Annotated in this window: 16 protein-coding genes; 3 read left to right on the top strand and 13 right to left on the bottom strand. The window is 63.8% G+C overall.

Annotation, left to right across the window (positions count from 1 at the left end; translation table 11 throughout):
- Positions 1–80: 80 nt before the first annotated feature.
- The 9 genes from flgJ to flgB form a co-directional block, all read right to left on the bottom strand.
- Entirely contained in the window at positions 81–1,274 is a 1,194-nt protein-coding gene (flgJ, locus tag IE116_RS24880) for a flagellar assembly peptidoglycan hydrolase FlgJ (RefSeq protein WP_189616492.1), read from the bottom strand.
- Positions 1,274–2,383: a flagellar basal body P-ring protein FlgI gene (locus IE116_RS24875; RefSeq protein ID WP_189616490.1), complete on the bottom strand. Its 1,110-nt coding sequence runs from the start codon at positions 2,381–2,383 to the stop codon at positions 1,274–1,276. Before IE116_RS24875 ends, flgJ begins: the two co-directional genes overlap by 1 nt.
- 62 nt (positions 2,384–2,445) lie before the next feature.
- Positions 2,446–3,162, bottom strand: a complete 717-nt coding sequence (locus tag IE116_RS24870) for a flagellar basal body L-ring protein FlgH (protein ID WP_189616488.1) — start codon at positions 3,160–3,162, stop codon at positions 2,446–2,448.
- Positions 3,163–3,181: 19 nt separating this feature from the next.
- A complete protein-coding gene (gene flgG, locus IE116_RS24865; RefSeq protein WP_179590018.1) occupies positions 3,182–3,964 on the bottom strand; it encodes a flagellar basal-body rod protein FlgG in 783 nt (260 codons plus the stop codon).
- Between the two features lie 165 nt (positions 3,965–4,129).
- Complete coding sequence (locus IE116_RS24860) at positions 4,130–4,873, bottom strand: flagellar basal body rod protein FlgF (protein WP_189616487.1); 744 nt, start codon at positions 4,871–4,873, stop codon at positions 4,130–4,132.
- 23 nt (positions 4,874–4,896) lie between these two features.
- Positions 4,897–6,132, bottom strand: a complete 1,236-nt coding sequence (flgE, locus tag IE116_RS24855; RefSeq protein ID WP_189616485.1) for a flagellar hook protein FlgE — start codon at positions 6,130–6,132, stop codon at positions 4,897–4,899.
- A 77-nt stretch (positions 6,133–6,209) separates the two neighbouring features.
- The gene (locus IE116_RS24850; RefSeq protein ID WP_189616483.1) at positions 6,210–6,872 is read right to left on the bottom strand and encodes a flagellar hook assembly protein FlgD; all 663 of its coding nucleotides are present in this window, start codon (positions 6,870–6,872) and stop codon (positions 6,210–6,212) included.
- A 9-nt stretch (positions 6,873–6,881) separates the two neighbouring features.
- Positions 6,882–7,292 carry a flagellar basal body rod protein FlgC gene (flgC, locus tag IE116_RS24845; RefSeq protein ID WP_189616481.1) on the bottom strand — a complete coding sequence of 137 codons (411 nt, stop codon included), beginning with the start codon at positions 7,290–7,292 and terminating at the stop codon, positions 6,882–6,884.
- 11 nt (positions 7,293–7,303) lie between these two features.
- The gene (gene flgB / locus IE116_RS24840) at positions 7,304–7,720 is read right to left on the bottom strand and encodes a flagellar basal body rod protein FlgB (protein WP_189616479.1); all 417 of its coding nucleotides are present in this window, start codon (positions 7,718–7,720) and stop codon (positions 7,304–7,306) included.
- Positions 7,721–7,896: 176 nt separating this feature from the next.
- Between flgB and flgA the strand changes: the two genes are divergently transcribed.
- From flgA to IE116_RS24825, 3 genes are all read left to right on the top strand, one after another.
- Complete coding sequence (gene flgA / locus IE116_RS24835; RefSeq protein WP_189616477.1) at positions 7,897–8,625, top strand: flagellar basal body P-ring formation chaperone FlgA; 729 nt, start codon at positions 7,897–7,899, stop codon at positions 8,623–8,625.
- A 110-nt stretch (positions 8,626–8,735) separates the two neighbouring features.
- Positions 8,736–9,023 carry a flagellar biosynthesis anti-sigma factor FlgM gene (gene flgM / locus IE116_RS24830; protein WP_189616475.1) on the top strand — a complete coding sequence of 96 codons (288 nt, stop codon included), beginning with the start codon at positions 8,736–8,738 and terminating at the stop codon, positions 9,021–9,023.
- The gene (locus tag IE116_RS24825) at positions 9,023–9,391 is read left to right on the top strand and encodes a hypothetical protein (RefSeq protein ID WP_189616473.1); all 369 of its coding nucleotides are present in this window, start codon (positions 9,023–9,025) and stop codon (positions 9,389–9,391) included. Before flgM ends, IE116_RS24825 begins: the two co-directional genes overlap by 1 nt.
- A gap of 110 nt (positions 9,392–9,501) precedes the next feature.
- On the opposite strand, the gene IE116_RS24820 is transcribed toward IE116_RS24825, so the two are convergent.
- From IE116_RS24820 to flhB, 4 genes are read right to left on the bottom strand one after another with little or no spacing between them, the layout of a single operon-like run.
- A complete protein-coding gene (locus tag IE116_RS24820) occupies positions 9,502–10,221 on the bottom strand; it encodes an RNA polymerase sigma factor FliA (RefSeq protein ID WP_189616471.1) in 720 nt (239 codons plus the stop codon).
- A gap of 51 nt (positions 10,222–10,272) precedes the next feature.
- Positions 10,273–11,856 (bottom strand): flagellar biosynthesis GTPase FlhF, encoded by a 1,584-nt coding sequence (gene flhF, locus IE116_RS24815; protein ID WP_189616468.1) that lies wholly within the window; start codon positions 11,854–11,856, stop codon positions 10,273–10,275.
- A gap of 50 nt (positions 11,857–11,906) precedes the next feature.
- Positions 11,907–13,994 (bottom strand): flagellar biosynthesis protein FlhA, encoded by a 2,088-nt coding sequence (gene flhA, locus IE116_RS24810; protein WP_189616467.1) that lies wholly within the window; start codon positions 13,992–13,994, stop codon positions 11,907–11,909.
- Entirely contained in the window at positions 13,991–15,163 is a 1,173-nt protein-coding gene (gene flhB, locus IE116_RS24805) for a flagellar biosynthesis protein FlhB (protein ID WP_189616465.1), read from the bottom strand. The genes flhA and flhB overlap by 4 nt, the downstream gene beginning before the upstream one ends.
- Positions 15,164–15,255: the final 92 nt, after the last annotated feature.

Raw genomic sequence — 15,255 nt, 5'->3', positions numbered from 1 at the left:
CCTGGAGCGGTTTCGCCCGTTCCTTTGATTAACGGTTGCCCGGGCAAAATCTTGAGCCGACCTGCCGGACCCGGCTCGGATCAGACCACGACCTTCATGGCGCGGCGGATCGTGCTGGACAGTTTTTCGGCATAACGCGGGTCGGTCGCGTAGCCGGCGCGCTGCAGTCCCTGCGCGAACTGCTCGGCGCTGCGACTGCCCTTCAACGCATTGGTGTAGCGAGGATTGGTCGACAACATGCGCGCATAATCCTCGAATGCGTCTTCGTAGGAGTCGTACGCCCGGAATTTCGCGGACACGCGCTCGGCCTTGCCATCGGTGTATTCGGTGGTGCGGGTTTCCGCCACACGGCCCGACCAGCCCATGGCTTTCACGCCGAACAGATTGTGGCTGCGTTGACCGTCGGCGCTCCGGATCTCATGTTTGCCCCAGCCCGACTCCAGCGCCGCCTGCCCGAGGATATATACGGCCGGGATGCCAGTCGCCTCTTCGGCCCTGCGCGCCGCGGGCATATATTTCGCCAGGAAATTGGCACGCACGTCTTCAGGCGAGCCAGCCACCGTGGCGGTTTCAGGAGTGGATCGGGCGGCCTTGGCAGCGCTCGCACCCGGCACGGTGCCGGCGCGTTGCTGCGTCTGCCCGGTGTAACGTCGAATGCTGTCGGACAGGACCGCGCCGGTGCTTGCACCAGGTGTTGCGCCAGGAGTTGCGCCAGCACTTGCCCCATTGCTGGCTGATGCGCTGGAAAAGCTGCCATTCTGGATGCGGCGCGCCCCGTTCAGGTTCAGCGCAGCGCCTGGGTCGACCTGCTGGCCCTGGCCTTGCAGGCTGGCGCGCGAACGGGCCAGACTGAGTGTCGACATCGACAGCGGAAGATTCGCGCGGGCAACCGAGTCGGCCGACACGGTGCTGCGCGTCATCTGCTTTTCGATCACGTCTGCCAGTCCAAGCCCGCTGTGTTCAGGTGCCGGCGACGTGGAGCCGTCGGGACGCTTGGTCGGCACGCCGGACAGTGTCTGGGCCATCTGCTGATCGAGCATGCCGCGCCAGTTCTGCGTTGCCGGGCTGTTGAACGCCTCCGCAATGCCGCCTTCCCCTGCAAATGACGTCTGGCGCATCTGGCTCAGCAGCGTCTGTGCAAAATGGGCTTCAAACTGACGCGCGGCGGTCCGTGCGGACGCCTTCGGGTCGGTACGCGATTGCACCTTGAGCGCGTCGAGCGACCGCGCGTCGATTGCCATTCCGGCCGAGGTTCCCGCATCCAGCTTTGCCATCAGATGATCTCCAGGTCCGCCGTCAGTGCGCCTGCCGTCTTCAATGCCTGCAGGATGGAAATGAGGTCTTGCGGCGTTGCGCCCAGCATGTTCAAGGCCTTCACCACCTCGGACAACTGCGCCCCGCCATCCAGGTGCATGATCGGTCCGCCGCCCTGGCGGATCTCGATGTCGGCGCGTTCGGTCACCACGGTCTGGCCGGCGCCAAAGGGGGCCGGTTGACTGACCTGCGGCGTGGTCGATACCGTGACGCTCAGATTGCCGTGTGCCACTGCGACCGGGCTCAGGCGCACGCTCTGGTTCATCACGACGGACCCGGTACGCGCGTTGATGACAACACGTGCCGGAGCGCGGCTGCCGTTGACTTCGATGTCTTCGATCTGCGACATGAACGTCACCCGCGAGTTGGGCGTACCCGGTGATGCCAGTTCGATCACCCGTCCATCCAGAGCACGCGCGACCGAACTGCCAAAGAACTTGTTGATCGCCTCGACGACCGCACGTGCGGTCGAAAAGTCCGCAGTGGTCAGTTCGAGCCGCAGCATGCTGTCATCGGCAAAAGGCGTCGCGACTTCGCGCTCGACGGTCGCACCGCCCGGGATGCGGCCGGCGCTCAGATGATTGATCTGCGCGCGGCTGCCGGCCGCCGATGCGCCTGCACCACCAACCGACAGGTTGCCCTGCCCCATGGCATACACCTGGCCGTCCAGGCCTTTCAGCGGTGTCAGCAGCAGCGTGCCGCCCCGCAGCGACTTCGCATTGCCCATGGAACTGACCGTGATGTCGAGTTGCTGACCCGGCTGCGCGAACGCAGGCAGGGACGCCGTGACCATGACGGCTGCCACGTTCTTCAGTTGAAGCCGCGTTCCTGGCGGCACGTTGATGCCCAGGTTGGACAGCATGGACATCAGGGACTGGGTGGTGAACGGCGTCTGGGTCGTCTGGTCGCCCGTACCATCCAGGCCGACGACAAGACCGTAGCCGACCAACTGGTTGCTGCGGACGCCCTGCAGCGTCGCCAGGTCTTTGATGCGCGCCGCCTGCGCCGGACCCGCGGCAAGCACCAGCGACAGGGCGCCGAGCACCAACGCCCCAACCAGACGAGACATGCTGGCGCGTGCCGCCCAAGGGGTCCGCTGCGCACGCAGCAAGGAGGAGATGAAAGAAGACATCAGAACGGCAACACAGAGAAGAAGAAGCGCGACAGCCAGCCCACGGTCTGCGCATCGTCGATGGCGCCCTGGCCGCGATATTCGATCCGGGCGTCTGCCACCTGGGTAGAACTGACGGTGTTGCCGCCCACGATGTTGGTCGGGTTCACGACCCCCGAGAAGCGCACGCGCTCGGTCTCGCGATTGGTGCCGATCTGCTTTTCGCCAGCCACGACCAGGTTGCCATTTGGCAGCACTTCGGTCACGGTCACTGCCACGGTGCCGGACAGGATGTTGGACGCGCCAGTCGCGCCCTTGGCGTTGAACTTGTTGTCGCTGTCCGCTTCGATGCCAAGACCCCGCAGCAGTCCGCCGCCCGGCAGTTTCGCCAGCAAGGGAACGCTGGCGCGAGCCGATGCGGTGCGCTGCGTTGACGTGTTGTTGCTCTGCGTGGAGTTGATGCGCTCTTCGAGCTTCACCACCAGGGTGTCGCCCACGTCGCGGGCACGCACGTCTTCGAACAGCGGGCGATAGCCCGGCGCGGAAGCATAAATGCCCCCCGTTGGCCGACGCGCCGCGCTCATGGCGATCGGGTCGACGGGCCGTGCGGTGGTCGGCCCGGCGATGTCGATCTTGGGAACGGCGCAACCGCCCAACGCGGCCAGCAGCGATCCCATCGCGGCAACGCCCAACAGAATCCGGCGCAGCGGCGCCCGGAAGACAACAACCTTGGTCATACGAACCTCGTGATCGCGCTTACAGCTGCGCAATGCGCGACAGCATCTGGTCGGCGGTGGAAATGGCGCGCGAGTTGATTTCGTACGCACGCTGGGTCTGGATCATGCCGACGAGCTCTTCGACCACGTTGACGTTGGACGCTTCGGCATAGCCCTGATTGAGCATGCCCGCACCGTTTTCGCCCGGTACGTTGACCGTCGGCACGCCCGATGCAGCGGTTTCGCCAAAGAGGTTCTGGCCAAGCGGCGACAGGCCCACCGGGTTGATGAAGGTCGCGACCTGGATCTGGCCCAGCTGCACCGGTTGCACCTGCCCCGCCACGACTGCGCTGACCGTGCCATCCTGGCCAATCGCCAGTTCCTTGGCGCCCTGCGGCAGCACGATGCCCGGGTCCACGACAAAGCCGTTGCTGGTGACCAGCTGGCCCTGACCATCGACCTGGAAGCTGCCGTCACGGGTATAGGCAAGCGTGCCGTCAGGCATCTGGACCTGGAAAAAGCCCTGTCCGTTGATGGCCACGTCGGTACTGCTGGAGGTCTGCTGCAGCGCGCCCTGTGTGAAGTTGCGGACGGTAGCGATCGGCCGTGAGCCCGTGCCGACGGTCAACCCCGCAGGCACCTGGTTCAGTTGCGTTGCCTGCGTGCCTGCCGGACGAATCGTCTGGTACAGCAGGTCTTCGAACACGGCGCGCGAACGCTTGAAGCCGTTCGTGCTGACGTTGGCCAGGTTGTTCGAAATGACGTCCAGTTGGGTCTGCTGTGAATCGAGACCGGTCTTGGCAATCCAGAGGGCACGCATCATGATGACTTTCCTTGAGGGCAGCCCGCGCCACCCATGTTCTTTCTTGCCGCCGCCCGGATACGGGCCGCGGAATGTTCGTTAAGACGTTGCTTGCGACGATCCGGGTCGAACCCGGACCAAGGCAACAGCCGACCCGCCGATAAGCGCGGTCAGCTTGCCGCGCGTTTAGCTCAAAGACAGGATCTGTGTCGCGGCCTGCTGGTTCTGATCGGTCTTCTGCATCATTTGCACTTGCATGTCGAAATGGCGCGCCGCCGAAATCATGGTGACCATGGTTTCGACCGAGTTGACGTTGCTGCCTTCGAGCATGCCGCCCGCCACCCGCACGCCGTCGACATTTGGCGCGACACCCCCCGCCGTCAGCCGGAACAGGCCGTCACCGCCACGCGTCACGCTGGCCGCCGGCGGATTGACCAGTTTCAAATCCCCCACGATGGCTGCCTGAATGCGGTCGTCGTTCGGAATCGACGAAATGGATCCGTCTTCGTTGATCTCGACCCGGCTGTTGACCGGCAGGACCACGGGCTGGTTGTTGGATCCAATGACCGGACGCCCCGCGTTGTCGACCAGGGCGCCGTCTGCAGACTGCTGGAAACTGCCTGAGCGTGTGAAGGCTTCCGTACCGTCGTTGGATCGCACCACAAACCAGCCTTCGCCCTGCACCGCGACGTCGAGCGTACGGCCGGTTGCGATCATTGCGCCGGGCGCCAGATCCGCACCCGGTGTGGACTCGACGGCATAGGCGCGCGTCGGCAGTCCGGCACCACCGATCACCGGCGCGGTGCGCTGTGCCGCCACTTCGGCGCGGAACCCGGGCGTCATGGCGTTGGACAGATTGTTCGTCTGCACATCCTGGCGGCGCATGAGTTCGCGCGCACCGGTGGCAGCAATGAAAAGGGCGCGGTCCATGAAGGGGCGTTTCCTGGCTTGGGTTAACGCAAGTTGACGATGGTCTGCATGATCGAGTCTTGCGTCTTGATCGTTTGTGCGTTGGCCTGGTAGCCGCGCTGTGCAGTGATCATGTTCACCAGCTCGGCCGTCAGGTCGATGTTGGCTTCTTCAAGCGCGCCCGAGCGCACCGTACCAAAGTCGCTGCTGCCCGGGGAACCCAGGCGCGGCGTGCCCGATGCGGCGGTTTCGGCAAAGTTGTTGCCGCCAATCGAGGCAAGGCCCGTGGGGTTGTTGAACATGCCAAGGGCGATCTGTCCCTGCACCCGCGACTGCTGGTTGGAGTAGCTGGCGAGCAGGGAGCCGGTTTCGTCGATGCTGAAGCCGGTCAGGCGGCCGGATGAGTAGCCATCCTGCGTCTGGGTGTTCGTGCTGAAGGCCTGGCCGGTCTGGGTCGTTTTCGTCATGTCGTAGGTGAACGTCAGGTCGGCAGCGCCCGTGGTCATGTCGGCAGCCGGGATCGTGATCGTCGGTTGCAGCTTGTCCGGATTCCCGTCGATCGACTGGAGCTGGCCGCTGGTGTTGAACTCCATGCTGGACATCTTTTGCGCGGCGCCACCGTCGAACGAGTAATAGGTGTCCCACTGGCCGGGGTCGGTCTTGCGGTAATACACCGACAGCAGATGCGAATTACCGAGCGAGTCGTACAGGCTCATCGAGTTCGCGTCGGTAAAGGTGTCCGAGTTGTTCTTGTCGAACGCAACGTTGTCGGCAATCGCCGGCTTGCGCGAGTCGAGAATCACGCTTTGCGTCGCCTTGGTGGTGGCCTTGGCTTCGATCGAGTTGACGACCAGTTGCAAAGGCTGTGGCTGTGCGGTGACGACCTGGCCGTTGTTATTGACGGAGTAGCCGGTCAACTTGAGCCCTTCCGCGTTCACAAGATACCCGGAGTCGTCGCGATGAAACTGCCCGTTGCGGGTGTACACCGTCGCGCCCTGGTTATCCATGCGGAAAAAGCCGTTGCCGGAGATGGCGACGTCATAGGGATTGCTGGTGGTGGTGATGCTGCCTTGCGTGAACTGCTGCGTGACGGCGGCCACTTTCGTGCCGATGCCGGATTGCGACGCCGTGGACGAGACTACGCTTGCTGCATAGACGTCGGCAAACTCGGCACGCCCGCCCTTGAAGCCGATCGTGTTCGCGTTGGCAACGTTGTTGCCGATCACGTCCAGGTTCTTTGCGGCGGCGTTCAGTCCGCTCAATGCTTGTTGAAAGCTCATGATGTGCCTTGCGAGAGTAAGAGTTGCCGGTCGCCGCCTGCGGCGCACCTGGGCATGATCGGATGGAAAATCTTGGCTTACCAGACCTGGTAGACGTCGGCGAGGTCGATCGAGGCGCCCTTGGAATCGAGCACGACTGTTCCGTTGGAGGACGGACGCACAGCGGCGATCTCCTTGACGTCCAGCGTCGCCGCCTTGGCGGATTTGTCGCCTTGTTCCAGCAGCACGTCGAAGGTGTAGGCGCCGTCGGCCACCTTCTTGCCATCGGCCGTCTTGCCGTCCCATTCGAAGGTATGCGTACCCACGGTGTTGCCTTCGAGCGGCAATGTGGCAACCACATTCTTGTCCTTGTCGTAGACCTGCAGCGTGGCTTTGTCGGCATCGGCAGCCACGGTGTAGCCGACCGTGCCCTTGCCCTCATCGAGCGTGAGAGTATTGCCGGTAGCCAGTACCTGACGGCCGATGAGCGACGTTGCCTGCGTGGCCTGGAGCGAACCCATGCTGTAGCCGAGCCACTGCATGGTCGTGTTCAGCTGGCTGATCCCGGTGACAGTGCTGATCTGCGCCATTTGCGAGGTCAGTTGCGCGTTGTCGAGCGGGTTCAGCGGATCTTGATTGCGCATTTGCGCGGTCAGCATCGTCAGGAAACGATCGGACAGTTCCTTGGCGCTGGTGGCGGCAAGACTGGAGGTCGACTGGTTATCGGTACTGCTGACGTTGGAAACGTTCGAAACGGCCATGGTGGGTCCTTAGCTGCCTAGCGACAGTGTTTTTTGCATCAGAGTCTTTGCGGTGTTCATGACTTCGACGTTGGTCTGGTAGGCGCGCGACGCGGCAATCATGTCGACCATTTCGTCAACGATCTCGACGTTGGGCATGCTGATATAGCCCTCGCCATCGGCCATGGGGTGCTGCGGGTCGTAGAGCCGCTTGGCCGGTGCAGGATCCGTCATGACTTCGCGGACCCGGACACCCTGCCCACCCGTGGCGGCGCCGGGCACGAGGTAGGACTCGAACACCACTTTGCGAGCGCGATAGACCTCGCCGTCGGGACCGCTGACGCTTTCGGCGTTGGCCATATTGCTGGCCACGGTGTTCAGGCGCTGGCTGTTCGCAGTCAGCGCCGACCCGGCGATTTCAAATGCCTTGTTGAGGGACATCGTCGGTTTCCTTAGTTGCCTTGAATGGCGCGCTGCAAAGTCTGGATCTGACCATTCAGCATGCGCAGCGACGCGTCATACCGCATGGCGTTGTCGGTGAACTGGGTGCGTTCCAGGTCCGGATCGACCGTGTTGCCATCGATGGCAGCCTGGGTGGGGGTGCGGTATTGCAAGGCAACCGGGATGCCCGCACTGGCGTCGCCGCTCAAGTGGCGAGAATTGGTGGTGGCCATGTTGACGGGCGCCACGGAGGGCCCGTTGCCCGCGCCCGTCGCGGATCGCAATGCGTCGCTGAAGTTGAAGTCCTGTGCCTTGAAGTTCGGCGTTTCAGCATTGGCCAGATTGGCGGATAGCACTTCCTGGCGCTGCGCGCGCAATTCGAGCGATTGTGCGTTGAAACGCAGTTCATCACTTAGACGGCTGATCACGAGGACTCCACGATCGGGTGGGATAGGGGGGCGGAAACTTTTCCAGACGTAACCATTATTCGGGGTGGGGTTGAGGACTAAACCCGGAGTAAGCCTCTTTTTTCAGTGCTGTTTTCAACATGGCTGATTGGGGCGCGCGGTAGAGTGCTTCATCCCTGATGAACCGGAATGCCTTGATGACACGCCTCCCTCTCCTTCTTGCTGCCCTCGCCCTGGCGTGGAGTGCAGGGGTGAACGCAGCAGCGCCCGCGCCGGCAACCCGCACCGCTGCGCCGTTGCAAGCCAGTGGCCCGGCGGCACAGGCCGAGCAGATGCTGCGCGAGCGCGTCGAAGCGCAAGCCCAGGCCCTGGGCGCCCGGATCGAGATCTCGCTGGGATCAGTGCTCGAAGATCGCCTTGCCCGCGCCCCGTGCCAGCCCGAGGTTTTCCTTCCTCCCGGTACACGGGTGTGGGGAAAAACGTACATCGGGCTTCGATGTGCGACGCCCAACTGGCAAGTCAGAGTCCCTGTCGACGTGGCGCTGTTCGTTTCGGTACCGATCTTCGTGCGCCCCATGGCGCCGGGTTCCGTCGTGCAACCGGGCGATTGGACTTATAGCGACGTCAACATGGCCGCCTGGCCGCGCGGCGTCGTGACCGACGACAAGGCACTGGCTGGCTCACGCATCGTGCGGCAGGCGCGCGCCGGGGAACCCATTCCGCCCGATGCACTGCAATCCGGTGCGCGCATGGCATCGGGTGAGCCGGTGCAAGTGGTGTTGATCGGCCCCGGTTTCATGATCAAGGCGGCCGGCAAGCTGTTACAGCAGGCAACGCCGGGGCAGTCCACGCGCGTGCAGCTGGAATCAGGGCGCACCGTGGCGGGCACCATGCGTGACGATCGCGAGATCGAGGTCAACCTGTAACTTCGCTTCCGGGCCGGTGCTAAAGTTTCGGCATGACGAGCCGATAAGGCTAGATATCGTCCGAAGCTGGACATTCAGTCCTCTTCCCGGACACGCCTGGACGGAGTTACATGGTGAAAATCACACAAAAGGGTTCGCCGCCAGTCAACCTGACACGCAACGAGCCCACCGAGGCCCGGACGCAAGCCAGCGCTGCGCCGAACTCGGCCACAAGCGAATCGGTGCACCTTTCGAAGCTGTCGAGCCGGCTTGCCGGCACCAGCGCCGGACAGGCGCCGGTGAATCTGGAAAATGTCGAACGCATCAAAACGGCAATCAAGAACGGCGAATTCCAAGTGAATGCCGAAGCCGTGGCAGACAAGATGCTGGAAATTGAACGAGACACATTGGGACGTTGATGACGCTGGACGCTTTTTCCGTGCTGCTGGACCGCTTTGCCGCGGCAAGTGCAACGCTGACTGGACTGGTGCACACCCGCGACGCGGATAGTATCCAGCTTGCCAGCCGCAAGCTGGCCGATGCCACGCTGGCGTTGCAGCAAGCCATGCCCAAGGCGCTTGTGCAGCTGGAACATTGCTCGCCTGCCATTCGCGAAGCCTTCAGGGTGCGCCTTGAAGCCGCCGCTCAGGATTCCAAAATCGGTGCGGAACTGTCTGATCTCCAGGCCGCGTCCGCCACCAGCCGCCTGGCGTTCCTGGCGCACGCCAGTGGTGCGGATCTGTCGTACGCCAACAATGGTCAGTTGGGATTGGGCGCGCGGTACTGATGGCGAGTCCCCATAGCGATACCGACACCTGGCACTGAGCTGATTGTTATAAAAACGCGCCTGACTGCTCAAGGCGCTTTTTTCATTGCTTCTCTTTTACTGCCTGGCGGCTATTTGCCCCAATCCTTGAGCTTGGTGCGCAGACGCGCAACCGCCTGCGAATGCAACTGACAGATTCGTGATTCCGTCACGCCCAGCACCACCGCGATTTCCTTGAAGTTCATCTCCTGTTCGTAGTACAGGCCCATCACGAGCTTCTCGCGTTCGGGCAGACGCTCGATGCCGGTGACGATCGCTTCACGGAACCGACGATCCGACAGTCGTTGATGCGGATCCCCTGTCCGGTCGACGACATGGCGGTCGAGGTAGTTGTCGCTGTCCTCGCCACTGTCCATGTCTTCGTAATAGAACAGTTGCGCGCCGCGCGCATCCGCCAGCATCTCCTGGTACTGCGTCAACGGCACTTCCATCTCGGTCGCCATTTCGGCGTCGGACGCGCCGCGGCCGAGCTTGTGCTCGGCGCGCTGCATGGCGCCTTCGATCTTGCGCTGGGTCTGGCGAACGCTGCGCGGCAGCCAGTCGCCACGGCGAAGTTCGTCCAGCATCGAACCCTTGATCCGCTGCGTCGCGTAGGTCTCGAACTGGGCGCCCAGGCCTTCTTCGAACCGGCCCAGGGCGTCGAGCAGCCCCATCATGCCGGCCTGCATCAGGTCTTCGATCTGTACGCTGGCAGGCAGCCGCGCGACCAGATGATGGGCCATACGGCGGACCATCGGAATGTACTGCTCGATATTGTCCTGGCGATCGAGCACGCCTTCACGGGTATACATACGCGTCACCAGATAAAGTCGGGCCGGGGCCGACGTCGTGCATCCCGGTCATCAAACGCTCGCTGCGTGCAGGGCTGCGCCTGCCGCCGAGGGCATGCATGCCCAGTCGAGTTCATTGGCATTCAGTGCAAACACGGGCGAATGCCGCGGACGCAAGGCGCGGTGGACCAGTACCGGTGCATTGGGCACGTGCAGATCATCGGGAACGCGCTGGCCGTTCGTCACGAATTGCAGTTGCACTCGATGACGGATCGCCGCATCCAGCACGCCACCCACCCGCACCGCTTCGTCGAGCTTGGACATGATCAGTCCGGCCAGACCACCCGCGCTGTAGGCCTGGACGATGTCTTCGGCCTGCTCGGCATGCGTGCCGCCGGGCATGACCAGAATCCGCTTCACGCCCGACACATTCAACGCGCGCAGGTGATCCGTCATGCTGTCGTCGCGCTGGCTCATGCCGGCGGTATCGACCAGCACGAGACGGCGGTCGCCCATGCCCGCCAGGATGGCTTCCAGATCGGACGCCCCCCGCGCGGCATAGACCTCCACACCAAGGATCTGGCCAAAGGTGTGCAACTGATCGACCGCGCCAATGCGGTGCTGGTCGGTCGTGATGAGGCCGAGGGCCGCCGCGCCATACTTCACGACGCAGTGGGCGGCGATCTTGGCCGTGGTCGTCGTCTTGCCGACACCGGTCGGGCCAACGATGGCAAAACGGCCACCGCGTTCCACCATCGTGTCGATCGGATCGACCGTGGCCAGGTTGCGCGTCAACACGGTTGCGAGCCAATCGTCTGCACGGTCTTCGGTCATGCCTTCAGGCAGATGGGTCACTACCGTGCGAGCGAGTTCGGGCGTGAATCCGCCGTCGACCATCTTGCGCCACAGCGTGCGGCGCGACGGATCGCGCTGCGTCGAATCGCGCCATGCCAGCGCATCCATCTGGTGCTCGAGCCAGCCGCGCATCGAGCGCATTTCGCTCATGATCGGTTCTGACACTTCGGAAGCCAGGGCCGCGCGGTCGCCATCATCCAGACGCGTCGTGGCCGACGCCTGCGCGCGGGCGCTTGCCTCTGCGGTCGGGAGGTCGATTGCGCGGGGAAGGCCCATGCTTTCACGCATCTTGCGTTCGGATTCCGACGGTGCCGACGCCGACGGCGGGCCGGGACGATGCGAAGGCATGCCGCGAGGTTCCTCAACAGCCGGGGCGGGTTGCGCGTGGCTGGCGTATTCGTTGCGAGCCGAGCGAACCACGTGCGGAATCTGGCGCTCTGCAAGTTGGGGCCACCGAGCCAGCGGCAGATCGGCCGGCTCGGGTGGATAGCCTTCTGGCCGGTCATGCTCGGCCAGCACCCGCGCAGCCGGCGACAGGCGCACGGGCTCGTCTTCCATGGCATCCCACAGATTGGTCGCAGCCAGCGGCGAGGGTTCGTACTGCGGAGTCCGCGTCTGCACATGGGCAGGCGCCGGTGCCGGCGTGGGGGCCTCCGGCGCTGGCTCGCCCCGCGTACCGATCACCTCCACCCCGCCGGCCGTGCGGCGCGTGGACACGATCATCGCATCGGGACCCAGCGCCTCGCGCATCAGGCGCAGGCAGTCGCGGGTCGAGGCAGCAACGAATTTACGGAATGTCATGGGTCAGTTTCCAGCTACAGCGGTAATGGAGCAAACGCGGTCGGGCATGGCTAGCGCCCACCCAGCGTCATGGCCACGCGAATCAGTCGCGACTCCGGGATTTCGGAATGCGCGAGAATCTTCAGGCGGGGCACGGTTCGGCGAAACAATCGGGCAAGGCCCAGGCGAAGGCGGTCAGGCACCAGCAGCGCGGCAGGCTTGCCAAGCGCGTCCATCTTGTCGACAGCGGCAGACGCCTCGTGCAACAGGCGCTCGGCCAGCATCGGCTCAATGGCGCCGAGTTCGCCCGGCCGGACGCTGGTGTTCTGCAGGATGCGTTCGAGTTCGGGATCCAGCGCCAGCACTTCGGCGTCGCCGGTCGAACCGAAAATGCCCTGCGTGATTGCGCGGCCCAGGGCGACACGGACAGCGCCCGTAAGCTCGGCCGGGTCTTGCGTGCGAACCGCGTGTTCGGACAGGGTCTCGACAATGCTGCGGAAGTCGCGGATATGCACGCCTTCGTCAAGCAGGGACTGCAGCACGCGCTGCAGGCTTGCCATCGACATCAGCTTTGGAACCAGGTCTTCAAGAATCTTGGGATTAGCGCGCGTGAAGTGATCGACCAGCGCCTGCAGTTCGCCGCGGCCCAGCAGTTCAGCCGCGTGCGCATGCAGCAGATGCGACAGGTGCGTCGCAACCACGGTGCTGACGTCGACCACCGTATAGCCAGCCGCCTGTGCCTGCTCGCGACTGGCCGCATCGATCCACAACGCGGGCAGACCGAATGCGGGATCGCGGGTCGGCGTGCCCTGCACTTCACGTGTGACGCGGCCGGGGTTGATGGCCAGCGAGCAATTGGTCTGGACCTCGCCTTCGCCAATCGTCACGCCTTTCAGGGTGATGCGATAGCCACCCGGGCGCAATTCCAGGTTGTCGCGGATGTGCACGGCCGCAGGGAGAAAGCCGACGTCTTGCGCGAACTTCTTGCGCAGCGCCTTGATACGTTTGAGCAGATCGCCGTCACCCGTCTTGTCGACCAGGGGAATCAGGCGATAGCCCACCTCGAAGCCCACGGTATCGACGTGGCTGACGTCGTCCCAGCTGGCTTCCTGCGCTTCAGCCGGTTCATTGGGAACCACGGGGGCGACGGCAGCGGCCTGGGCATCGGCGCGTGTGCGCGCCAGCTTCCATGCCAGAGCACCCATGCAGCCTGCAAGCAACAGGAACGCCAGATTCGGCATACCGGGGATCATGCCCAGCATGCCAATGATGCCGGCCGACAATGCGAGGGCCTGTGGCGTGCCCAGCAACTGCCGGCCCACCTCGGTACCGATGTCCTCACCCTCGCCAACCCGCGAGACGATCAAGCCTGCGGCGATCGACACCAGCAGCGCCGGCACCTGGGCCACCAGACCGTCGCCGATCGACAGCAGCACATAATTGCGACCCGCTTCGGCAAAGCTCAGGTCATGCTGGGTGACGCCGATCAGCAACCCGCCAATGATGTTGACGAACAGAATCATGATGCCGGCGATGGCATCGCCGCGCACGAACTTGGACGCACCGTCCATGGCGCCGTAGAAGTCGGCTTCTCGCGACACGTCCGAGCGACGCTGTCGCGCAGCGGCTTCGTTGATCAGCCCTGCGTTCAGGTCAGCGTCAATGGCCATCTGCTTGCCGGGCATCGCGTCCAACGTGAATCGCGCCGACACTTCAGCGATCCGGCCCGCGCCCTTGGTCACCACCACAAAGTTGATGATCACCAGCACCAGGAACACGACCACGCCGACGGCGAAATTGCCTCCGACAAGGAATGTCGCGAACGCCTCGATCACCTTGCCGGCAGCGTCCGGACCGGTGTGCCCGTGCAGCAGCACGACACGCGATGATGCCACGTTGAGTGACAGGCGCAGCAGCGTCGTCACCAGGATGACAGTCGGGAAGACGGCAAAGTCCAGCGGGCGCTTGGTGTACGTCGACACCAGCAGCACGAGCAAGGAAATGGCGATGTTGAAGGTGAACAGCAGGTCCAGCATCCAGGGCGGCAGCGGGAGCAGCATCATCCCGAGCACCAGCAGAATGAACGCCGGCATGCCCATTTCGCGCAGCTGCGTGGTGCTGAACACCAGGCCGCCTACCTTGATCGAGCGCGTGGTCATCGACGGCCCCGCAGATCAACTGGCGTGTGACCGTCCAACGGGTCCCAGCCCTCGGGCACTTCGACGGGCTGCAGTTCAGGCATCGGGCCGCGTACGTGATCCCGCACCTGGTAGACGTAAGCAAGCACCTGCGCGACGGCGCGATACAGCGCGGTCGGCACTTCCTGTTCGATCTCGGCGTATTTGTGCAAGGCGCGCGCCAGTTGCGGGCTTTCGACGCGCAACACCCGGTGCTGGGCCGCGATCTCGCGAATCCGTGCCGCCACGTCGTCGGTGCCCTTGGCAACGACGCGGGGGGCGCCCATGCGGCGATCGTCATACTTCAGCGCGACCGCGTAACGCGTGGGGTTGGTCACGACGACGTCGGCGGTCGGCACGGCCTGCATCATGCGCGCGCGTGCACGTTCACGCTGCAGCTGCCGGATCTTGCCCTTGACCTGCGGATCGCCTTCGGTTTCCTTGTTTTCCTGCTTGGCCTCTTCCAGCGTCATGCGAAGCTGCTTGTGGTGCTTCCACCACTGCAGCGGGACATCGGCCGCTGCAATGATGAACAGCGCCCCGGCCATGGCGAGCGAGTGGCTGGACAGAAGACTGCCAAGGGTAAGCAGCGCCTGGGGCTGCGACGGCGACATCAGGGCGAGCCATTCCTGCACGCCCTGCCACACCAGCGCGCCCGCAATGCCGCCCAGCACCACGACCTTGAGGATGGACTTGCCCAGTTCACCCAGGCCTGCCATCGAGAAAATGCGGCCGAGGCCCTTCAGGGGCGACAAACGGGAAAAATCGGGGGTGAGTGCCTTGCCGGACAGCAGGAAGCCGCCAAGCGCCACGGATCCGACCACCCCGGCGAGCATGCCTGCCACCATGACGGGCGCCGTTACCAACAGGCCGGCGCCAATCAGTTCGTAGACGGCATTGACGAGGACGGCATCATCTTGCGTCGTGGACGCCATGCTTGCCGCCGTGACGAACGACGACTTCATCCAGCCCATCGCCTGCTCGGAGATGTGGCCGCCGGCCACGACCACGGCGCACACGCAGGCGAACGTGGACATTGCCCCCGACAGGTCGCGCGATCGAACGACCTGGCCGTTCTCGCGTGCCTGATCCAGCCGCCGTTGGGAGGGGGCTAGGGGCTTTTCGTTGTCGCTTTCGCTGCTGTCTGACACGGTCTTCCGGAATGCCTGATAACGGCTTGAAGGAAGCCACGACACGAGAGCCGTGGGATTAATCCTTCAAGACGTAACGCATTATTTCCGTT

This window comes from Pigmentiphaga litoralis (genome assembly GCF_014651835.1).
Lineage (GTDB): Bacteria > Pseudomonadota > Gammaproteobacteria > Burkholderiales > Burkholderiaceae_B > Pigmentiphaga > Pigmentiphaga litoralis.
The sequence above is the reverse complement of the archived record's forward strand: the minus strand, read 5'-3'. Positions and strand labels throughout refer to the sequence as shown.